The sequence below is a fragment of the Ruegeria arenilitoris genome (assembly GCF_013032445.1).
Classification (GTDB): domain Bacteria; phylum Pseudomonadota; class Alphaproteobacteria; order Rhodobacterales; family Rhodobacteraceae; genus Ruegeria; species Ruegeria arenilitoris_F.
Genome location: NZ_WQCA01000005.1, coordinates 228,381 through 249,330 on the forward strand (window position 1 = coordinate 228,381; position 20,950 = coordinate 249,330).

The 20,950-nt window shown below is 58.7% G+C and carries 21 protein-coding genes; 13 read left to right on the forward strand and 8 right to left on the reverse strand.

Annotated elements, in window-relative coordinates; all coding sequences use genetic code 11:
* The first annotated feature begins 104 nt into the window (after nucleotides 1-104).
* Entirely contained in the window at nucleotides 105-800 is a 696-nt protein-coding gene (locus GOW98_RS08995) for an SIMPL domain-containing protein (RefSeq protein ID WP_170331152.1), read from the forward strand.
* Here the strand turns inward: GOW98_RS08995 and GOW98_RS09000 are convergent.
* From GOW98_RS09000 to GOW98_RS09010, 3 genes are all read right to left on the reverse strand, one after another.
* A complete protein-coding gene (locus tag GOW98_RS09000; RefSeq protein WP_170331154.1) occupies nucleotides 756-1,514 on the reverse strand; it encodes a GNAT family N-acetyltransferase in 759 nt (252 codons plus the stop codon). The genes GOW98_RS08995 and GOW98_RS09000 overlap by 45 nt on opposite strands.
* Before the next feature lie 2 nt (nucleotides 1,515-1,516).
* Complete coding sequence (locus tag GOW98_RS09005; protein ID WP_170331156.1) at nucleotides 1,517-2,809, reverse strand: O-acetylhomoserine aminocarboxypropyltransferase/cysteine synthase family protein; 1,293 nt, start codon at nucleotides 2,807-2,809, stop codon at nucleotides 1,517-1,519.
* A gap of 71 nt (nucleotides 2,810-2,880) precedes the next feature.
* Nucleotides 2,881-3,876 (reverse strand): hypothetical protein, encoded by a 996-nt coding sequence (locus GOW98_RS09010; RefSeq protein WP_170331158.1) that lies wholly within the window; start codon nucleotides 3,874-3,876, stop codon nucleotides 2,881-2,883.
* A 301-nt stretch (nucleotides 3,877-4,177) separates the two neighbouring features.
* On the opposite strand from GOW98_RS09010, the gene GOW98_RS09015 reads away from it, so the two are divergent.
* The 3 genes from GOW98_RS09015 to preA are packed head-to-tail and all read left to right on the forward strand — an operon-like array spanning nucleotide 4,178 to nucleotide 7,718.
* Nucleotides 4,178-5,512, forward strand: coding sequence for an NAD(P)-dependent oxidoreductase (locus GOW98_RS09015; RefSeq protein WP_170331160.1), 1,335 nt, complete (start codon nucleotides 4,178-4,180; stop codon nucleotides 5,510-5,512).
* A 46-nt stretch (nucleotides 5,513-5,558) separates the two neighbouring features.
* The gene (locus GOW98_RS09020) at nucleotides 5,559-6,395 is read left to right on the forward strand and encodes a methyltransferase domain-containing protein (RefSeq protein ID WP_170331162.1); all 837 of its coding nucleotides are present in this window, start codon (nucleotides 5,559-5,561) and stop codon (nucleotides 6,393-6,395) included.
* 18 nt (nucleotides 6,396-6,413) lie between these two features.
* A complete protein-coding gene (preA, locus tag GOW98_RS09025) occupies nucleotides 6,414-7,718 on the forward strand; it encodes an NAD-dependent dihydropyrimidine dehydrogenase subunit PreA (protein WP_170331164.1) in 1,305 nt (434 codons plus the stop codon).
* Nucleotides 7,719-7,763: 45 nt separating this feature from the next.
* Here the strand turns inward: preA and GOW98_RS09030 are convergent, their stop codons facing one another.
* Nucleotides 7,764-8,372 carry a TetR family transcriptional regulator C-terminal domain-containing protein gene (locus GOW98_RS09030; RefSeq protein WP_170331167.1) on the reverse strand — a complete coding sequence of 203 codons (609 nt, stop codon included), beginning with the start codon at nucleotides 8,370-8,372 and terminating at the stop codon, nucleotides 7,764-7,766.
* A gap of 171 nt (nucleotides 8,373-8,543) precedes the next feature.
* Here GOW98_RS09030 and GOW98_RS09035 point away from each other — a divergent pair, with 171 nt between their 5' ends.
* From GOW98_RS09035 to GOW98_RS09075, 9 genes are all read left to right on the forward strand, one after another.
* A complete protein-coding gene (locus tag GOW98_RS09035) occupies nucleotides 8,544-9,794 on the forward strand; it encodes a Zn-dependent hydrolase (protein WP_170331169.1) in 1,251 nt (416 codons plus the stop codon).
* A 92-nt stretch (nucleotides 9,795-9,886) separates the two neighbouring features.
* Nucleotides 9,887-11,341, forward strand: coding sequence for a dihydropyrimidinase (gene hydA / locus GOW98_RS09040; RefSeq protein ID WP_170331170.1), 1,455 nt, complete (start codon nucleotides 9,887-9,889; stop codon nucleotides 11,339-11,341).
* 55 nt (nucleotides 11,342-11,396) lie between these two features.
* A complete protein-coding gene (locus GOW98_RS09045; protein WP_170331172.1) occupies nucleotides 11,397-12,191 on the forward strand; it encodes an ABC transporter ATP-binding protein in 795 nt (264 codons plus the stop codon).
* Complete coding sequence (locus GOW98_RS09050) at nucleotides 12,184-13,116, forward strand: ABC transporter permease (RefSeq protein ID WP_217359473.1); 933 nt, start codon at nucleotides 12,184-12,186, stop codon at nucleotides 13,114-13,116. The genes GOW98_RS09045 and GOW98_RS09050 overlap by 8 nt, the downstream gene beginning before the upstream one ends.
* Nucleotides 13,113-13,958: an ABC transporter permease gene (locus tag GOW98_RS09055; protein WP_170331174.1), complete on the forward strand. Its 846-nt coding sequence runs from the start codon at nucleotides 13,113-13,115 to the stop codon at nucleotides 13,956-13,958. Before GOW98_RS09050 ends, GOW98_RS09055 begins: the two co-directional genes overlap by 4 nt.
* Before the next feature lie 53 nt (nucleotides 13,959-14,011).
* A complete protein-coding gene (locus GOW98_RS09060; protein ID WP_170331176.1) occupies nucleotides 14,012-15,001 on the forward strand; it encodes an ABC transporter substrate-binding protein in 990 nt (329 codons plus the stop codon).
* A gap of 153 nt (nucleotides 15,002-15,154) precedes the next feature.
* Complete coding sequence (locus tag GOW98_RS09065) at nucleotides 15,155-15,868, forward strand: ABC transporter permease (protein WP_170331178.1); 714 nt, start codon at nucleotides 15,155-15,157, stop codon at nucleotides 15,866-15,868.
* Nucleotides 15,861-16,595 (forward strand): ATP-binding cassette domain-containing protein, encoded by a 735-nt coding sequence (locus GOW98_RS09070; RefSeq protein WP_170331181.1) that lies wholly within the window; start codon nucleotides 15,861-15,863, stop codon nucleotides 16,593-16,595. The genes GOW98_RS09065 and GOW98_RS09070 overlap by 8 nt, the downstream gene beginning before the upstream one ends.
* 18 nt (nucleotides 16,596-16,613) lie before the next feature.
* On the forward strand, nucleotides 16,614-17,429 hold the full coding sequence (locus GOW98_RS09075) for an extracellular solute-binding protein (protein WP_170331183.1): 816 nt from the start codon (nucleotides 16,614-16,616) through the stop codon (nucleotides 17,427-17,429).
* A 6-nt stretch (nucleotides 17,430-17,435) separates the two neighbouring features.
* Here GOW98_RS09075 and GOW98_RS09080 read toward each other — a convergent pair whose 3' ends face one another.
* Genes GOW98_RS09080 through GOW98_RS09090 form a run of 4 tightly spaced genes read right to left on the reverse strand, consistent with a single transcriptional unit; the run spans nucleotide 17,436 to nucleotide 20,911 of the window.
* On the reverse strand, nucleotides 17,436-18,308 hold the full coding sequence (locus tag GOW98_RS09080) for a helix-turn-helix transcriptional regulator (protein WP_170331185.1): 873 nt from the start codon (nucleotides 18,306-18,308) through the stop codon (nucleotides 17,436-17,438).
* Complete coding sequence (locus GOW98_RS26060; protein WP_302479258.1) at nucleotides 18,309-18,434, reverse strand: hypothetical protein; 126 nt, start codon at nucleotides 18,432-18,434, stop codon at nucleotides 18,309-18,311. It lies immediately after the preceding gene.
* Nucleotides 18,431-19,708, reverse strand: a complete 1,278-nt coding sequence (locus GOW98_RS09085; protein WP_170331187.1) for a c-type cytochrome — start codon at nucleotides 19,706-19,708, stop codon at nucleotides 18,431-18,433. Before GOW98_RS09085 ends, GOW98_RS26060 begins: the two co-directional genes overlap by 4 nt.
* Nucleotides 19,709-20,911 carry a formate dehydrogenase subunit gamma gene (locus GOW98_RS09090; protein ID WP_170331189.1) on the reverse strand — a complete coding sequence of 401 codons (1,203 nt, stop codon included), beginning with the start codon at nucleotides 20,909-20,911 and terminating at the stop codon, nucleotides 19,709-19,711. It lies immediately after the preceding gene.
* Nucleotides 20,912-20,950: the final 39 nt, after the last annotated feature.

The following is a 20,950-nucleotide window of genomic DNA, read 5'->3' on the forward strand; positions in this document are numbered from 1 at the left end:
ATTAAAGCAGGTTCCCGCCGAGGGAAAGAAAAAGCCGGAAGTTCCCCTTGTTTGATCCGCCCTGTCGCCACCATGTTGTTAGTAGAGAATTTGGAGGGAAGACCTTGAAGAAAATCGCTTTTCTGGCCGCGATGATGGCCGTGACTGCAGCAGGCATGGCCCATGCGGAAGAACGTCGCATCACTGTGGATGCGACCGGAACCGTTCAGGCCGCGCCCGATATGGCAACCATCACTCTGGGCGTCACTAACGAAGATACAGAGGCATCGAACGCCATGCAGGCGACCTCTGATGCCGTGGCACGGATTCTGAAGCGGCTGGAGGACATGGGTGTTGAAACCCGCGACGTGCAAACTCGCGATTTGTCACTATCGCCGGTCTGGTCCGGTCGCAACAACTCCAGCGGTGAGCGGCCTGAGATTACAGGGTTTGTCGCCTCGAATAACGTACAGGTGCGCGTGCGTGATCTGACCAAGCTGGGAACTATCATGGATGCGGTCATTCAGGACGGCGCCAATGACTTCGGCGGGCTGAGCTTTGGTGTCCAGGATCCTGCCCCGCTGCAGGCAGAGGCGCGCGCCAAGGCCGTGGCCGAGGCCACCGCAAAGGCCGAGCAATTGGCGCAGGCGGCCAACGTGACTTTGGGGCAGGTTCAGACGATCAGCGAACAGGCTGGCGGTGTCCGCCCCGCGCCTCAGATGCGCGCGATGAGCATGGCCGAGGGCGGAGGTGTTCCTGTTGCGGGGGGCGAGATTTCAGTCTCGGTCAACGTGACGATGGAATTCGGGATTTACGACTGAACCGGTAGTTTTGGCACGGGCCTTCAGCGGTTGTCGCTGTTGGCCCGTCTGGTCGAAATTGTCGGGCGACAGCCAGGCCTCGAACGCGGTTTTGATGCGCGGCCATTCGGTGTCGAGGATCGAGTACCACGCCGTATCCCGGTTGCGACCCTTGTAGTGAGTCGCTTGCCGGAAGATGCCCTCGAAGATAAAGCCCAACCGCTCTGCCGCGCCGCAGGAGGCGGCATTCAGAGCATCGCATTTCCATTCATACCGGCGATAGCCCAACTCGTCGAAAACACGGCGCATCATCAGGTACATGGTCTCGGTCGATTTCGGACTGCGCTGCAATAGGGGCGAGAAGTGGATGTGCCCAACTTCGATCGCACCTGCCGCAGGTTCAATGCGCAGAAACGAGGCCATGCCGATAGGTGTCTCGTTTTCATCGAGCACCGTGTGGAACATCGGGTCGGCATCAATGCAGGTCGCGCGGGCCCATTCCACAAAATTGTGTTCTGAGTCGAACGGCCCATAGGGCAGGTAGGTCCAGTTGCGACCGTCCGTATCGTTGGCAAACGCCCGGTAAAGCCCGGGCGCGTGCCGGTTTACGTCCAGCGGCACGACAGAACAATATTGGCCATCCATTGGCGTATAGGGCGGTGTCGGGCGAGGGAAATCGCCCGAAACCGGCTTGCCAACAGGTTGACCCAGATCGTTGGTGTCGTACTCGCTCATCCTCAGGCCGACGCTTTGGCCAGCGCCTGATCCAGATCGGCGATCAGGTCGTCGGCGTCTTCGATGCCGATGGAAACGCGCACCACATTAGGTCCGGCACCTGCGGCCTCTTGCTGCTCGGGCGTCAGCTGGCGGTGGGTGGTTGAGGCGGAGTGAATGATCAGCGACCGTGCATCACCAAGGTTGGCAACATGGCTGAAAATCTCAAGCGAGTTCACCAGTTTGACGCAAGCGTCATAGCCACCCTTGACCGCAAAGGTGAACAGGGCACCCGCTCCTTTCTTGTACTGCGCCTGAACCCGGTCGTGATAGGGCGATGAGGGCAGACCCGCATAGGTGACATAGTCCACTCGGTCGTCAGCCTCGAGCCACGCGGCGATTTTCCGGGCGTTTTCGACGTGACGCTCCATCCGCAGCGACAGGGTCTCAATCCCCAGCAACGTGTAATGCGCGGCTTGCGGGTTCATGGTCATGCCCAGATCGCGCAGACCGATGGCGATACCGTGGAAGGTGAATGCCAGCGGGCCGAATGTCTCATGGAATTTCAGGCCGTGATAGGCCGCTTCGGGTTCGCTAAGCGAGGGGAACTTGTCATTCGCCGACCAATCGAACTTGCCCGAATCCACGATACAGCCGCCGGTGACGGTGCCGTTGCCGGTCAGGTATTTGGTGGTCGAGTGCACGACCAGAGTCGCACCCTGTTCGATCGGGCGGCACAGGTACGGCGTGGCCGAGGTGTTGTCGACGATCAGCGGGATGCCCGCCGCGTCCGCCACATCCGCCAGCGCGCGGATATCGGTGACATAGCCGCCGGGGTTGGCGATGGATTCGCAGAACACCGCGCGGGTGTTTTCGTCGATGGCATCTTTGACGGCGTCCAGATCATCGGTGTCTACGAACTTGGCCGACCAGCCAAAGCGTTTGATCGTCTGGCTAAACTGCGTGACCGTGCCGCCGTACAGACGGGTTGAGGCCACCACGTTGCAGCCCGGACCCATCAGCGGGAACAGTGCCATGATCTGCGCGGCGTGACCCGAAGAACAGCACACCGCACCAACACCGCCCTCAAGCGTGGCGATACGTTCCTGCAGTACGGCCACGGTTGGGTTGGTCAGACGGGAATAGATGAAGCCAACCTCTTGCAGGTTGAACAGGGCAGCCGCGTGGTCCGCGTCACGGAACACATATGCGGTGGTCTGGTAGATCGGCGTCTGGCGCGCACCTGTTGCGGGATCGGGCCGTGCGCCTGCGTGAATTTGCAATGTGTCGAAACCGTAAGTCGGGCCGTCAGACATCGTCGAAATCTCCTGTTGGAATGTGTGTTGCTGAATCTCTAGGCGATCCGACGCATACACACAACATTGTGTCAGCGCATCCACAGGCCTTTGTTGCGGATCGTATTTCGGATGGCCTGCTCTCGCTTTGGCAGATTGTCACGGTCGAACAGGTCGCGGATCTTGTGGCCCTTGCGCTGCAGAACCAGCTTTTTTATTGGCTCATACCCCTTGAGCACTTTCTTGAACCGGTTTGGAGCCACGACTGTTTCCAATACCTCAACGACATGGTCGCTTTCGCGCGCATAGAGCAAGGGAAACAGCCGATAGTGGCAGCTGACCGAACCGTCCAGCAGGCCCGACGGCAGGGCATCGCGACCGCCGCCAAAGGAATGGATAACCAAAGGTAGGGCAACCTGATCTAGCCAAGGGTCGAGATTTTGCCCAGCCAGTTCGGAGATTTCCTCATCCCGGATCGTGCGGGCGTAATTCAGCAATCGCTCTCCGAACTTACGCGGGCAGGAATAAAAGAAATAGCCCGCGTTGAAATACAGATAGCGCCGCCAGTAACCCATCGGCTGACTGGTATCCTGCGAGCTTTCGAAATCCAGATCAAAGCGACGGTACAAGGCTTTCCAAATGCCATCAAAGCCGGGGCCATAAAGCGTTGGCTTGGGCCATGTGCCCTCGACTTTTTGCGAGGCACCGGGGCGGTCGAAATCAAACGGAACCGAGGCCAGGTCTCCGGTGATCAGCGTGTCGCTGTCGAAAAATACGAACGGCTCGCCCTCGGGCAGAGCCAGCAGAGCCTCGATCTTGTTGCCTTGGGGATAGCTTTGGCCGAAAACATGGTTGTCGAATGGCAGGATTTCAGCATCCAATTGACGCAGTGCTTTCAGCACATCCTCGTTTTGAATGCTCGGGTCATGACTCCATCGCGGTCCGGGTCGGGGGACCGCTACAAACAACCGCCCAGAGAAATTCGGAGAGCTGTGGCGCAGAGACGCCGCGAACAACAGAGCCTCATATTGCAGCCGGTTGTTTTGCCCGATGACAACAATGTTGAACTTCGAAGGGCTGGCCTGCATCGGATGACTTTCAGGTAAGTGGCCGATGACCGGCGCTGCTCGGTTTATGTTTGACCTACAGTACGAAGCGGGGTCCGTCAAAACCAGATGCAGGGAATCTTCGCGATTGAAGGCCGCGTGATCTTTGCTGGAACGCAACTAATTCATGGGATGCCGGAAAATCAGGCAATTTAGCCTCAGTATCGAGGGAAAAACCGTGGGTTTTTGCGTTTTTGGCGATTTTATAAATTTTACCAATTGATAAAAAATTAGATTGTGGCAAGCTGAGGTCATAACAAACATATCTACAGGGAGTAGAGCGATGGCACAGGGCCAGATGGTCCCCGGCATTGTCTCCGGGCGGCTTTCCAGCGATGAGCTGACCTCGAATTTTACCGACTTGCATCCGCCACTGGCCGCGCATGAGGCCGCTGTGGCGGCAGACCGGTGCTATTTCTGTTATGACGCGCCATGTGTGACGGCCTGTCCGACGGATATCGATATTCCATTGTTCATGCGTCAGATTCAGGCCGGGCAACCCGAAGCCGCAGGCGAGACCATTTTGGCGCAGAACATTCTGGGAGGCATGTGCGCCCGCGTTTGTCCGACCGAGACACTTTGCGAAGAAGCCTGTGTTCGCGAAACCGCCGAAGGTGCTCCGGTCGAGATCGGTCGCCTGCAGCGCTATGCGACGGACAGTGTTATGGCTGCGGGCGAACATCCGTTTGAACGCGCCGCGCCGACCGGCAAAACCGTTGCCGTGATCGGGGCAGGACCTGCAGGTCTGGCCTGTGCGCACCGTCTGGCGATGCTAGGGCACGACGTGGTAATCCACGAAAGCAAACCCAAACCCGGCGGCCTGAACGAATACGGCATCGCAGCTTATAAATCGACAAATGACTTTGCCCAGGCCGAGGTGGACTGGCTGATGAACATCGGCGGCATCACCATTGAGACAGGTTCGGTGCTGGGCGAGAGCGTCTCGCTGGATGGTCTGGTCGAAAACTACGACGCTGTATTCCTTTCTATTGGTCTGGCCGGGGTGAACGCCCTGCGTGCTGATGGGGCTGACAGGGATGGTGTGCGCTTTGCCGTCGATTTCATCTCGGACGTGCGTCAGGCCGCTGATCTGGCGGATCTGCCGGTGGGGCGTAATGTCGTCGTCATCGGCGGCGGAATGACTGCCGTGGACGCGGCGGTGAAATCGAAACTTCTGGGTGCCGAGCACGTGACCATTGCCTATCGGCGCGGCCGCGATGCGATGGGCGCCAGCCGGTATGAACAGGACTTGGCGTCCTCGCATGGCGTCAAGATCATGACCAATGTGCAGCCCGTTGCTGTGCATGGAAACGGAACAGCCGCTGAGATCGAATTGGAGTACACCTCCAGCGACAACGGTCAGTTGACGGGCACCGGAGAAATGATCCGCCTGCCTGCAGATCAGGTCCTCAAGGCAATCGGTCAGAAACTGGACGGCGCGCCAGAAGGGTTGAAGCTGGACGGCAACAAAATCGCCGTGACCGGGGCAGGCCGCACGTCGATGGCCGGTGTCTGGGCCGGAGGGGACTGCGCTGCGGGCGGGGAAGACCTGACCGTGACAGCGGTGGCCGAAGGGCGGGATGCGGCGATGGACATCCACGAAACACTGGTTTCGTGATAGGGTGGGGTATTCACCCCACTCCTTTCGCTGCTGAGGTATTCCCATGTCCCAGATCGAACAAGCTGTTGCTCAACACTACACAACCGGTGCCCTGACCGAACGCGTCCGTGCGGCGCTTGAGGCCAGCGGTATTGACCCGGATGCAGCAACCGTCGCTGACTTGAAGGCGGGGGATGAGTTTCACACCGGTGGTGTTCTGGCGACAGACAACCTGTTTGCGCAACTCGGGCCGACCCATGCGACGCGGGTGTTGGATGTTGGGTGCGGCATTGGCGGGACATCGCGCTACGTCGTGGACCGCTATGACTCGACGGTGACCGGGATCGACCTGACACCTGAATTAGTCGAAACCGCAACTGCACTGAGCGATCTTGTTGGGCATTCCGACAAGTCCAGCTTTCATGTCGGTAGTGCCCTGAACATGCCGGTGCCGGATGCAGGGTTTGATCTAGCGGTCATGCTGCATGTCGGCATGAATATCGAAGACAAGGCCGGGTTGTTCGGGGAAGTTGCGCGTACTCTGGCCACGGGCGGAACCTTTGGCCTGTTCGATGTAATGCGTGGCGAGGTTGCCGGGCAACTGGACTTCCCTCTGCCATGGTCGACCGTTGCCGATACGTCTTTTGTCGATGCACCTGAGGTCTATAGGGACGCCGCCACCGCCGCAGGGCTTGAACTGGTGACCGAGACCGACCGGACCGATTTTGCGGTGAAGTTCTTCGAGGACGTCTTTGCGCGCCTTGCCGAAAACGGTCCACCCCCTTTGGGCATTCACCTCATGATGGGCGAGACGGCGCCCGAAAAGTTTCAGAACTACGTCAAAAACCTCAAGACCGGGCGCATTCGCCCGACTGAAATGATATTCAAGAAAACCGGCTGAGCCGGGAAGGGAGAAGCCATGGCCGATCTAACGACAAACTTTCTGGGCATTTCCAGCCCCAACCCCTATTGGCTGGCCTCTGCGCCTCCGACCGATAAGGAATACAATGTCCGTCGCGCATTCGAGGCCGGATGGGGCGGCGTCGTCTGGAAAACCTTGGGGTCCGAGGGCCCTCCGGTCGTGAACGTGAACGGGCCGCGCTATGGCGCAATCTACGGCGCAGATCGTCGGTTGCTGGGCCTGAACAACATAGAACTCATCACCGATCGCCCCCTTGAGGTGAACCTTGAAGAAATGGCGCGAGTTAAAGCCGATTATCCGGATCGTGCTCTGATCGCCTCGATCATGGTGCCGTGCGAGGAAGAGGCGTGGAAAGCCATCCTTCCGCGCGTAGCGGAAACCGGCGCAGACGGGATCGAGCTAAACTTCGGCTGCCCGCACGGGATGAGCGAACGCGGAATGGGTTCAGCCGTAGGGCAGGTGCCGGAATATATCGAGATGGTCACCCGTTGGTGTAAGAAATACTATGACCGCCCGGTCATCGTGAAGCTGACGCCCAACATCACCGATATCCGCAAACCCGCCGAGGCCGCCAAGAATGGCGGTGCGGACGCGGTCTCTCTGATCAACACCATCAACTCGATCACCAGCGTCAATCTGGACACTTTCAGCCCCGAACCCTCGATTGACGGCAAGGGCAGTCATGGTGGCTATTGCGGTCCGGCTGTGAAGCCGATTGCTCTGTCTATGGTGTCCGAGATTTCGCGGGCGCAGGCAACGCATGGTCTGCCGATTTCCGGCATCGGCGGCGTGACCACATGGCGCGATGCGGCAGAGTTCATGGCATTGGGTTGCGGCACCGTTCAGGTCTGCACCGCGGCCATGACCTATGGGTTCAAGATCATCGACGAACTGACGGCTGGCCTGTCCAAATGGATGGATGAAAAGGGCTACAAGGATGTCTCGGAAATCGTCGGTCTGGCCGTTCCGAACGTCACTGATTGGCAGTATCTGAACCTGAATTATGTGGCCAAGGCCAAGATCGATCAGGACCAGTGCATCAAGTGTGGTCGTTGCTACGCCGCCTGCGAAGACACAAGTCATCAGGCGATCTCAATGTCCGAGGACCGGGTGTTCGAAGTCATGGATGACGAATGCGTCGCCTGTAACCTGTGCGTGGATGTTTGCCCGGTCGATGGGTGCATTTCGATGGTGCCGATGGCCGCCGGAGAACTTGATCCGCGCACCGGCTTGGAGGTGCAGCCCGACTATGCCAACTGGACGACCCATCCGAACAATCCGATGGCAAAAGCCGCCGAGTAAATCGGTCGGTAGAAACAAGAAGGGGCCGAAGAACGGCCCCTTTTCCTATGTTGTCAGCAGCTTGCGGTACAGCGTGTCGATAAACGGTTCAGCCCCTTCGAACGGGTCCTCATCACCAAGAATCGCCCGTACCTGCACATCGAAATCCGCGTAATGCTGGGTCAGCGCCCAGATCGAGAAAATCAGATGATAGGGGTGAACCTGCGCGATTTTTCCGTCGTCCATCCATTGCTTCAGAATCGCGGTTTTCTCATCCACCAGCTGTTTCAGATCTTGCGACAGCGCGTCGTGAATGCGTGGAGCGCCTTGGACCAGCTCATTTGCGAACAGGCGGCTTTCGCGGGGTAATTCGCGGCTCATCTGTAGTTTGCGGTGGATGTAGGAAAGGATTTCCTGCATCGGGTCGCCATCCTTGTCCAGATCGTGCAGCGGGGCAAGCCAAACGTCCAGCAGGCCGGATAGAAGGGCGGTGTGAATCGCCTCTTTCGACGGGAAATAATATAGCAGGTTTGGCTTGCTCAGGCCGGCCTCGGTCGCGATCTGGTCGACGGTCGAGCCGCGAAACCCGTGTGCCGAGAACACATTCAGGGCAGCGTCCAGAATCGCTGCTCGGTTCTTTTTCTGAATTCTGGTTGGGGCGCGATCTTTGGGCATGTTTTCAGGTTGTCTCTTTTTCCGGCAAGCAGGCGCCGTTTATGCCAAAATTATCGACGGCGTCTCGCAAATTCTTGACTGATGACCAACCCGTGATAGCGTGAGTTTGACCAGATGGTCAAATCAAGACACCAAAAGCGAGCCAAATCGCAAGCAACAGGGAAAAAGAAAATGGCAGCTCCGGCGCAGAACCTCAGGATCAATGGCGACAGGTTGTGGGACAGTCTGATGGAGATGGCCAAGATCGGCCCCGGTGTGGCTGGCGGCAACAATCGTCAGACACTGACGGATGAGGATGCCGAAGGGCGCGCCCTATTCCAGAAATGGTGTGAGGATGCCGGTTGTTCTATGGGGCTGGACCAGATGGGCAACATGTTTGCCCGTCGCGAGGGCACTGACCCCGAGGCTCTGCCGGTCTATGTCGGCTCGCATCTTGATACGCAGCCGACCGGCGGAAAGTATGACGGAGTGTTGGGTGTTCTGGGCGGGTTGGAAGTTCTCCGCACTTTGAATGACCTAGGGATCAAGACAAAGCACCCCATCGTGGCGACCAACTGGACCAACGAAGAGGGCACGCGTTATGCGCCGGCGATGTTGTCATCGGGTGTGTTTGCCGGCATTCATACTCAGGATTGGGCCTATGACCGAGAGGATGCCGAGGGCAAGAAATTCGGTGACGAATTGAATCGCATCGGCTGGCGGGGTGACGAAGAGGTCGGTGCCCGCAAGATGCACGCTTTCTTTGAATTGCACATCGAACAGGGGCCGATTCTTGAGGCTGAAGGCAAAGACATTGGCGTCGTCACCCACGGGCAGGGACTGAGCTGGACCCAGATCACGGTAACCGGCAAGGACGCCCATACCGGTTCAACCCCGATGCCGATGCGCAAGAATGCGGGGCTGGCGATGGCGCGGATTCTTGAAAAAGTCGATGAGATCGCGTGGTCACATGCGCCTCATGCTGTGGGCGCGGCGGGGCATATCGATGTCTATCCGAACTCGCGCAATGTGATCCCGGGCAAGGTGGTGTTTACGGTCGATTTCCGCTCACCCGATCTGGATGTCATCACCGATATGGAGAACCGTCTGCGCGTGGCCGCAGAAAGTATCGTCGAAGAGATGGGTCTACAGATCGAATTCGAGAAGGTTGGCGGGTTCGATCCGGTGACATTCGATGAAGGCTGCGTGGCGGCTGTGCGTGATGCGGCCGAACGACTGGGCTATTCGCATCGGGACATCATCTCGGGGGCAGGGCATGATGCGTGTTGGATCAACCGCGTGGCGCCGACCGCGATGGTCATGTGCCCCTGCGTGGACGGGCTGAGCCACAACGAAGCCGAAGAAATCAGCAAGGACTGGGCTGCGGCTGGGGCGGATGTTCTGTTTCATGCGGTCGTCGAGACGGCTGAAATCGTGGAATAGGGGGCTTTGCCTCCGTCGCCCACAGGGCGACTCCCCCAGGATATTTTTGGCCAGATGAAGCAAGCGGCGCAGACCGCAACAGGGAGATTAAAATGAGCACTGTTATCAAGAACGGGACTGTCGTGACCGCCGATCTGTCTTACAAGGCGGATGTTTTGGTGGAAGATGGGGTGATCACCGAGATCGGAGTGGATCTGAAGGGTGACAAGGAATTGGATGCGACCGGGTGCTATGTCATGCCGGGTGGGATCGACCCGCACACTCATCTGGAAATGCCATTCATGGGGACGTACTCCAGCGATGATTTCGAAAGCGGCACGCGCGCGGCATTGGCGGGGGGCACCACGATGGTGGTGGATTTCGCTCTGCCGAACCCCGGAGAGGGGTTGCTGGATGCGTTGAAACGCTGGGACAACAAATCGACTCGGGCGAATTGCGACTACTCGTTCCACATGGCCGTGACATGGTGGGGCGAGCAGGTGTTTGATGACATCAAGACGGTGGTCGAGACGCGTGGCATCAACACGTTCAAGCACTTCATGGCCTACAAGGGCGCGTTGATGGTGAATGACGATGAACTCTTCGCTTCGTTCAAACGCTTGGCGGAACTCGGCGGAATCGCCATGGTACACGCTGAGAATGGTGACGTCGTGGCCGAGTTGCAGGCCAAGCTTATGGCCGAAGGCAATACCGGTCCCGAGGCGCACGCCTATTCGCGCCCGCCGCAGGTGGAAGGCGAGGCCACCAACCGTGCCATCATGATTGCCGATATGGCGGGTGTGCCGCTTTATGTGGTGCACACGTCCTGCGAAGAGGCGCATGAGGCCATTCGCCGGGCCAAGATGAACGGCAAGCGCGTGTGGGGTGAACCTCTGATCCAGCACCTGACGCTGGATGAAAGCGAGTATTTCCATCACGATTGGGATCACGCAGCGCGTCGGGTCATGAGTCCCCCGTTCCGCAACAAGCAGCATCAGGACAGCCTGTGGAACGGTCTGCATTCGGGCACTCTGAGTGTGGTCGCCACCGATCACTGCGCGTTCACGACCGAACAGAAACGCTATGGCGTGGGTGATTTTACCAAGATTCCGAACGGTACCGGTGGTCTGGAAGATCGGATGCCGATGTTGTGGACGCATGGTGTGAATACTGGGCGGTTGACGATGAACGAGTTCGTCGCGGTGACATCAACAAACATCGCCAAGATCATGAATTGCTATCCGAAAAAGGGTGCGATCCTCGTGGGCGCGGATGCGGATATCGTGGTTTGGGATCCCGAAAAGACCAAGACTATCAGTGCCGACACGCAGCAATCCTCGATTGACTACAACGTGTTCGAGGGTAAAGAGGTCAAAGGTCTGCCGCGCTTTACCCTGACACGCGGTCAGGTGGCGGTGCATGACGGTGAAATTCGCACTCAGGAAGGGCATGGTGATTTTGTGGCGCGCGAACCCAACGGTCACGTGAACAAGGCGCTAAGCACCTGGAAAGAGCTGACCGCCCCGCGGCCAGTTGAACGGACAGGTATCCCGGCAACGGGTGTATGATGCGCGCGGGCCGTCGAAGCGGCGGCCCAAAGCCAAACCTTTTCAAGGCAATGGAATGAATACTGAAAGCACTACCCAGCCCGTGATCGAGGCAAGGCAACTGGATCTCACCTTCCAAACCAATGACGGACCGGTTCACGCGTTGAAAGATGTGAACCTGACCATCGACAAAGGCGATTTTGTCAGTTTCATCGGCCCCTCGGGCTGCGGGAAGACCACCTTTCTTCGCTGTATCGCAGCGCTGGAGACACCGACCGGAGGGGCGCTGACCGTCAACGGCATGCCCCCTGATGAAGCAAGGCGGAACCGGGCCTATGGCTATGTGTTTCAAGCGGCGGGTCTGTATCCGTGGCGGACCATTGCCAAGAACATCAAATTGCCGCTTGAGATCATGGGTTATTCGGCTGCCGAGCAAGAAGAGCGGGTGAGCAAGGTCTTGGAACTAGTTGATCTGGAAGGATTTGGCGGCAAGTTTCCATGGCAATTATCCGGCGGGATGCAGCAGCGCGCCAGTATCGCTCGGGCGCTCGCCTTTGATGCTGATATCTTGCTGATGGACGAACCGTTCGGTGCGTTGGACGAGATCGTGCGCGATCACCTGAACGAACAGCTTCTGGCGCTTTGGGCTCGGACGGGCAAGACCATAGGTTTCGTGACGCACTCGATCCCCGAGGCGGTGTATCTCAGCACCAAGATCGTGGTGATGAGCCCACGGCCCGGGCGGATTACGGATGTGATCGACAGCCCTCTACCGAAAGAGCGACCTTTGGATATTCGCGATACGCCGGAGTTCATTGAAGTAGCCCATCGCGTGCGTGAAGGTCTGCGAGCGGGGCATTCCGATGAATAGTGCTGGCATCAGAGCTATTTGGGCCGTCCTGACTGTTGTTGGCGTCATTGTCCTGTTCTGGTACGCCGCAAGCGTGCCAATGAACATCAAAGGCGTTTTGAATGAATTCGAGCGGGCCGGAGAAGAGGTCGATCCGCCAAAGTCGGTCGATCGGCGCGACATGAGCGAGTTCGAACTGGTCATCGACAACCCCTACGCAATTGACGAAACCTGGGAGCAGGAGCGTCCGCGTCTGCCTGCCCCGCATCAGGTGGCAGAAGAGTTGTGGGACACAACGGTCGAGAAGAAGATCTCCTCGAAAAGGTCTTTGATCTATCATTCCTGGGTGACGCTGAGTGCCACTATGCTGGGGTTCGCGATTGGCACTGGGCTGGGCATTTTGCTGGCCGTGGGGATTGTCCATAGCCGCGTGATGGACTTGTCTGTGATGCCCTGGGCCATCGTCAGCCAGACAATTCCGATCATCGCACTGGCACCAATGATCATCGTGGTTTTGTACTCGGTAGGGATTCAAGGGATCATTCCTAAGGCGATCATCTCGGCCTATCTAAGCTTCTTCCCGGTCGTGGTCGGCATGGTCAAAGGCCTGCGCAGCCCGGATGCGATGCAGTTGGACTTGCTTCGGACGTATAACGCCAGCCGTTCGCAGGGATTTTGGAAGCTGCGCTTGCCCGCCTCGATGCCGTACTTGTTCACTTCGCTCAAGATCGGTATCGCGGCGTCCCTCGTTGGGGCCATCGTCGGTGAATTGCCGACTGGCGCGGTTGCCGGTCTGGGCGCGCGTCTGCTGGCGGGCAGCTATTACGGTCAGACGGTGCAAATCTGGTCGGCATTATTTGCCGCGGCCATTCTGGCGGCCTGTCTGGTCGGATTGCTGGGATTGGTCGAGCGGACAGTTCTTAAGCGGATGGGGATGGCGCAATGACTCTTGTTTTTTGTGCAATCCTTCTGTGGCTTTTCGGCTGGTGGTTAAACAGTCGCTTGGCCAGCGGTCCCTATGCCGATACTCGGATAGTACGGTTTGTGGCACCGCTGGTATTCGGCCTGACCGTGATTGGTATCTGGGAGCTGGTGGTGCGCGGCCTCGAAGTGCCATTGGTCATCCTGCCCGCGCCGTCATTGATCGCAGTGCGCTTTGCCGACAGCCTGCCGACCCTGTGGGCCGATTTCGTTCAGACCATCATCAAAGGCGCGCTCAGCGGCTATATCATTGGTTGCGGATCAGCCTTCCTGATGGCGATTGCGGTGGACCGCTGGGATTTCCTGCGCCTCGGGCTGCTGCCGGTCGGGAACTTTGTGGCGGCGCTGCCGATTGTGGGCACGGCCCCCATTCTGGTGATGTGGTTTGGGTTTGACTGGCACTCCAAGGCCGCTGTGGTCGTGGTGATGGTATTCTTCCCGATGCTAGTGAACACCGTGGCCGGTCTGCGCGAGGCCACGGCCATGCAGCGCGACCTGATGGAGACCTACGCGGCGACCTATTGGCAGAGCTTTCTGAAACTCCGCCTTCCAGCGGCGATGCCGTTTATTTTCAATGGCCTAAAGATTTCTACCACTCTGGCCCTGATCGGCGCTATCGTGGCCGAGTTCTTTGGTTCGCCAACCCTTGGTATGGGGTTCCGGATCTCAACCAGCGTCGGGCAACTCTCGCTGGATATGGTCTGGGCCGAGATCGTCGTGGCCGCTTTGGCCGGGACGGCGTTCTATGGGCTGGTCGCAATGATCGAAAAGGCGGTGACGTTCTGGCACCCGTCGCAACGCGGATAACAAGACTTCAACAGACCCCGAAAACGGGGCACCAACAACTAGGAGATATGAAGATGAACAAGCTACTCAGCGGAGCGGTCGCCGCCTTCAGCCTGGCAGCCAGTGCTGCCTTGGCGGCGGATGAGGTGACACTGCAGCTCAAATGGGTCACGCAGGCGCAATTTGCGGGTTACTACGTGGCCAAGGACAAGGGCTTCTATGAGGAAGAGGGTCTGGACGTCACCATTCTACCCGGTGGCCCGGATATCGCACCGACGCAGGTGATCGCGGGTGGCGGCGCGGATGTGACCGTCGAATGGATGCCTGCCGCGCTGGCTGCGCGCGAAAAGGGTCTGCCGCTGGTCAACATCGCGCAGCCGTTCAAAAGCTCGGGCATGATGCTGACCTGCTGGAAGGATGCCGGGATTGCCTCGCCTGAGGATCTGAAAAACCGCACGCTGGGCGTTTGGTTCTTTGGCAACGAATTTCCCTTCATGAGCTGGATGAGCCAGCTAGGCATCGACACAGGTGGCAAAAGCGAAAGCGGTGTTGAGGTTCTGAAACAGGGCTTCAACGTCGATCCTCTGCTGCAGCGTCAGGCTGATTGTATCAGCACCATGACCTACAACGAATACTGGCAGGTCATTGATGCAGGCGTTAGCCCGGATGAGCTGGTGACCTTCAAATACGAAGATCAGGGTGTCGCCACGCTTGAAGACGGCCTTTACGTTCTGGAAGAAAACCTGAGCGACGCGGCATTCACCGATAAGATGGAGCGCTTTGTTCGTGCCTCGATGAAGGGCTGGAAATACGCCGAGGAGAACCCGGACGAGGCCGCCGACATCGTGCTGGAAAACGATGCCACCGGTGCCCAGACCGAAGAGCATCAGAAACGTATGATGGGCGAGATTGCCAAGCTGACCGCCGGTTCGAATGGCGCGCTGGATCCGGCGGATTTCGAACGCACGGTGGGCACTCTGCTGGCCGGTGGATCTGACCCGGTGATCACCAAGCAGCCCGAGGGCGCCTGGACCCATCAGATCACGGATGCGGCTCTGAACTGATCCCTTACCAATCCTTGAACATGCGCGGTTCCAATCGGGGCCGCGTTTTCATTTTGATATGTCGGAAACGTGTCTGTACTTGGCTCTGAAAAAGGCTAGTATTATCCTGTAATTGGGCGCATTTCATACGAAATGTTGATCATCGGGAATAAAATGCAGGGATTTGCATCAGAATTCAACTCAGCCGTGTCTCTTGTCCTCCGAGGGGATGCAGAGTTGTGGGCGATTGTGCTCTTATCCCTGAAAGTTTCCATCTTCGCAGTGCTGATTTCGGCTCTGATCGGTATGCCTGTCGGGGCCGCACTGGCGGTTGCACGGTTTCCGGGACGGCGGGCTTTGATTGTGCTGATGAACGCCCTGATGGGGTTCCCGCCGGTTGTTGTGGGCTTGCTGGTCTATCTGATACTATCGCGCTCGGGGCCGTTGGGTGTTCTTGAACTGCTCTATACACCGACCGCGATGATCATCGCTCAAGTGGTGCTGGTCACGCCTATTGTCGCCGCGCTGACCCGGCAAGTGGTCGAGATGCTGGCCGAGGAGTATTCAGAGCAGCTGCGCTCATTGGGCGTGTCGCGACTGGCCTCAGTGCCGGTGCTTTTGTGGGATGCGCGATTGGCGCTGGTCACCGCATTGCTGGCCGGATTTGGCCGGGCAATTGCCGAGGTCGGAGCGGTGATCATCGTCGGCGGCAATATCAACCACGTGACCCGGGTGATGACGACGGCCATTGCACTTGAGACGTCCAAGGGCAATCTGGCGCTGGCCTTGGCGTTGGGGGCCATTCTGATCGGCATCGCCGTGGCGGTGAACGCTTTGGTCAGCACGCTCAGCCTGCGGGCCGATCAGGAGGGGTTGCGCCATGCGTGATCTGGTCCATGATATGGCAAGCTGTCTTTCGGTCGACGGGGTGCGGATCACCCGCAAGGGCAAGGCATTGCTGGATGTGCCACACCTGTCGCTGGATGGGCCGGGACCGACCCTGATCCTTGGTCCGAACGGTTCGGGCAAAAGCCTGTTGCTGCGCTGCTTGCACGGGCTGATCATGCCTGATCGCGGGCAGGTCCGGCAGGACGGGATGATCCTGAACGCCGAACACAAGGCGCGGCAAGCGATGGTGTTTCAGCAACCCGTACTGCTACGCCGGTCGGTTGCGGCCAATCTGGACTTTGTGCTGAAACGGCAGGGACTAGCCCGTAGCATCCGCAAAGCCCGTATCGAAGAGTTGCTGACCGAAGGCGGGCTGGACGGCAAGGCCCGGCAATCCGCGCGGTCCCTGTCCGGAGGCGAGGCACAACGGCTGGCGATCCTGCGCGCTCTCGCGTTGGACCCCGAAACGCTGTTTCTGGACGAACCCACCAGCGCGCTGGACCCCAGCGCCACGCAGATGATCGAACGGATGATCCTGCGCGCCTCGACCCGAGGGGTTCGCATCGTCATGGTCACGCATGACATCGGGCAGGCTCGGCGGTTGGCCGCCGATATCGTGATGATGCAGGGCGGCCATGTAGTTGAGCACGGTGCTGCCAAACAGATACTGGATGCCCCCGAAAGTGATGCCTCGCGTCGGTATTTGGCCGGTGGTCTGGTGACTTAATAAAATATGGAGATCGAAATGATCCGGAATATTGTTCGGGCAGCATTGGTAACTCTTGGCCTGACAGTGACGTCAGTCAGCGCCGAAGAGGCTTTCATCGTCGTGCAATCGACAACATCGACCCAGAACTCGGGCCTGTTGGATTACATCCTGCCGGGGTTTGAGGCTGAGACGGGCATCGACGTACGTGTCGTGGCGGTTGGCACCGGGCAGGCGATCCGAAACGCCATTAACGGGGATGGCGACGTGTTGCTGGTACATGCCAAACAGGCCGAGGAGCAATTCGTCGCGGATGGTTGGGGCGTTGAGCGGTTCGACGTGATGTATAACGATTTCGTTCTGGTCGGGCCGGAATCGGACCCGGCGAAGGTGAAAGATGGTACTGATATCGTGGTGGCTTTGCGCGCTGTGGCCGAGGCCGAAGCGCCCTTTGCCTCGCGTGGGGATGACAGTGGAACCCACAAGGCCGAGATGCGTCTGTGGAGCGCCGCCGGTGCCGATCCGACCGAGGCTTCAGGTGAGTGGTATCGTGAGACGGGCTCGGGCATGGGGGCGACACTCAACGTGGCCAGCGGGATGGACGCCTACGCGTTGACGGATCGCGCCACGTGGCAGTCCTTTGGAAACAAAGGCAAACTCGAAGTTTTGGTCGAGGGCGATCCGCGGTTGTTCAACCAATATGGTGTCATCCTTGTGAACCCTGAAAAACACCCGCGTGTGCGGGCCGCTGCGGGGCAGAGATTCGTCGATTGGCTTATCGGGCCCGACGGGCAGGCGGCGATTGAATCCTACAAGCTGGAAGGCCAGCAACTGTTCTTTCCCAACGCTAAGTGACCAAGGTTAACCACTCGCCCCGTTGTGGTGGATCGTGCCCCGACCGGACAGATCATAACCTCCGAATTCGGCGGCGCGGGTGGTAAAACGGTCCGATTGCACGAACCCAAGCAGTTTGAGCATCGGGTCGTCGAAATAGGCCCGGCGCCAGATCGCAAGGTCCAGACGTTCGGAATGGGTCGGGGTAAAGCCCAGATCATAGAGGCCGGCCAAAGCACCCAGTCCGAATCCGGCATCGGCCTTACTGTCATGCAGGGCAATGGCCAGTTCCTCTTCTGTGCGGGCACAGGTGGGCAGGGCGTCCAGATCCTCACGCGTTAGGCCGTAGGCTTTGAGCTGCGCGTCTAACAACCGTTGGCTGGCGGCACTGTCCTGCCGTAGGATTACTCGGCGACCTTTCAGGTCTGCAAATCCTGAAATATCGGTGACACCGGGCGCCAGCAGTAATCCGCGCTGCCTTTGCGCGATTTCATACAGGATAACCGGGGCCTCTCCCAGATTGTCGCGCAGGGTCTGCGTGTTGAACCCTTCGTCTTCGTGAATATGCAAAGCGGCGGCTTGCGCTGTGCGGTCCTTCAGGCGGTTCAAGCCATCGAACGAGCCGTCGTAATAGGTGGCCAGACCCGAGCCGCTTTCGCGCAAGGCCCAATCCAGCAGCGGATCGTGGCTGCCGGCGACAATCGGGGGCAGGGGTGGTTCGGCTACCTGCGGGCCAGAACGGGAGGCGTTCAGCCACGCGATGACTTCGGCCCGGGGAAACAGCAGCTTGCCCATGGCGCGCACGCAGGGCACCTCGCCAGAGGAAGCCAGATCATAGGCCTTACGCTCGCCAATGCGCAGCAGGTCGGCCAGTTCTTTGGTCGTCAAATATTCGGGCATTCAGTCGAGCCGCACCGCCGTACCGGAGCCAGCGTCCGCAGCGCTGAACCCGATCTGTTGCAGTGTGATTGGCGCGGCGACAGTGATCACGACCATTGCGGCCACAGCGGCAAGAAAGGCTTTCATTGGTTCCCTCCGGTTTCGTTTTCCGGTGTTGTCGCACTGCGCAGAAAGGTTATCAGGTCGTCGCGGTCGCTGGCCTGTGTGATCCGCTGCATCGGCATCTTTGACCCCGGTATGTAGTGGTCTGGCCCCTGATCGAAAAGGGCGTTTATCGTTTCGTCATTCCAAATGATATCAGAGTCTTGCAGCGTGTCCGAGTAGAAATATCCCGGCAAGGTGCCAGCTTTTCGACCAAAGATACCATGCAGGGTTGGACCGGCGCGTCGTTGCCCATCGGGTGTCAGGCTATGACAGATAGAGCATTTGCGGGCGAACTGGCGTTCCCCGTTGCTCATCTCGTCTGGGTCTTTAAGAAAACTGGGTTCGGCGGCGGCCATCTGTGCCTGATCGCCAAGCGCGGAGACGGGCCAGCTGTACATCGCCTCATCCAGGCCGCCTGCGTGGAGGTTCTGGCCGTCCGCTGAAAAAGCCAGCGCCCAGACCGGTCCGCGCAAGGTGGCGCGGAAATCCTGTGCGATACGCCATTCGGCGGTGTTGATCACCATGATGTAGCCTTCTCCGTCCCCCACAGCCAGCAGGCTGCGGTCGGGCGTAAGAGCCAGCGCCAGAATCGGGCGACGCTCAAGGGTAAAGTCCCGCACATCCCCGGTGGTTAGGTCAAGAACGCGGGTGACTCCGTCCACCGCGCCATAGGCGATCCAGTTGTCGACGGGGTTCAGAACAAGTTCGTTGATTCCAAACCGATGTTCGATCAGCCGACGCGTTTCCTGCCCGCTGGCTACGTCCCAAACCCGCAGCGTTCCGTCCATGCCCGCCGAATACAGAGTTGTGCCATCTGGAGAGAAGGTGACGGCGTTCACGCCGCTACCTACCTGAAGCACTTGCGGGGCCGAGCCATCCTCGGGCCACAGACCTATCGTGCCGTCCCAACTGGCGGTGGCCACATGGGTTTTCGAGGCCGCAAGTCCGACGATCTTGCCCTTGTGCTGGCCAACCACGTCTCCGCCCGGCCAGCGGCGCAGGGTGAAGTCATCCCCGGCCGAGTAGATCGCGCGCCCGTTGAAGGCGACAGAGTTGACAGCGGCCTCGTGACCTTCCAGCCATTCGGGGTTGCGGTTGGACCATAGGCCCACGGAATTGTCGAAACTGGCCGTGGCGATCCGCCCGTCAGGCGCGGTGGCGATCCCCATGATCGGTCCGCCGTGACCTTTGAGCGTGAAAAACTCGGCCATTGCAGGCAGGGGGATTAACGCCAGAGCCAGAACCAGCCAGTGCATCTATTCAGCGGGTGAGGCCGCAGCCTTGCCGGCCTCTTTTTCCTGCACCTCTTCCAACCACAGCGAGTGATGCTCGCGCGCCCATTGTTCTTCAACCTCGCCAGTGCCCATGGCATCAAATGCGCCTTCCATGCCGACCGAGCCGAGGTAAATATGCGCGATGATGATGGCGATGAACACATAGGCGACCATCACGTGCCAGACTTGGGCGTACTGCATCTCTTCCTGCGGTGACATCTGTGTCGGCAGGTTCAGGCCAAACATCTGCGGAATACCGGTTGAATTCGCAACTTCGAAGGTCTTGGCAAACATTGGCAGTTCAAACGGGAAAAGCAGAGAAAGACCCGACAGGCTGATCGAGACGCCCAGCAGGATGCAGGCCCAGAAGATAACCTTTTGACCCGCGTTGAACTTCTTGGCGGGCGGGTGGCTGCCTTTGGTGAATAGCCCCCCTCCCGCTGCCAGCCATTTCAGGTCGGTGCGGTTGGGAATGTTATGGGCGATCCAGTTCACCGTGACGATGATCAGCCCCAGCATGAAGGACCAGGCCAGGTTGTTGTGCAGCCATTTGCAGCCCTGCGCGATGGTCGCGAAGCCTTCTTTGCCGAAGATTGGGATTAGGAAATCGCGGCCGTAAAGCGTCAGCAAACCGGTTACCCCAAGAACCAGAAAAGATCCGGCGAAAAGCCAGTGGCCGAAGCGTTCGAAGCCGTTGAAGCGGGTGACGGTGCGACCGGTCTTTTCTCCGTCGATGCGGATTTTCCCGCGGATCAGGAAGAACAGAACGATGATCGCCAGCATTCCGGCAATAATATACGAGCCGTTTTCGCGCAGTGGCCCGGTTCGGAATTCCCACCACCACATGCCACCATCCTGAATCAATACACCCGCCGCTGGTCCGCTGGTCGAAACAGTAGTGTCTGCTGAACCGTATCGAATGGCACGGTATACGTCGCTGTCCGATGCTACACCCCGCGTACCCAATTGACCCAACAGGCCCTCGGCATTCCCTTGTCCGGTGTTGTCCGAGCGATAACTGTTGTCCACCTTTTCGCCACGTTGCCGGGCGAGGATATCTTCAAGTGTGGTCGCGCCACCGGTTTGGGCGCGTTCTTCGGTCGTGGCTTCTGCCTGAGTGGACTGCGCCAAGGCGGCGCCGGTTAACCCCAGGGCGAACAGGAATGCGATGATTAAGCGGAACATCTGAACCTCGGTCAAAATTCCAAAGCAGGCGACCCGCAT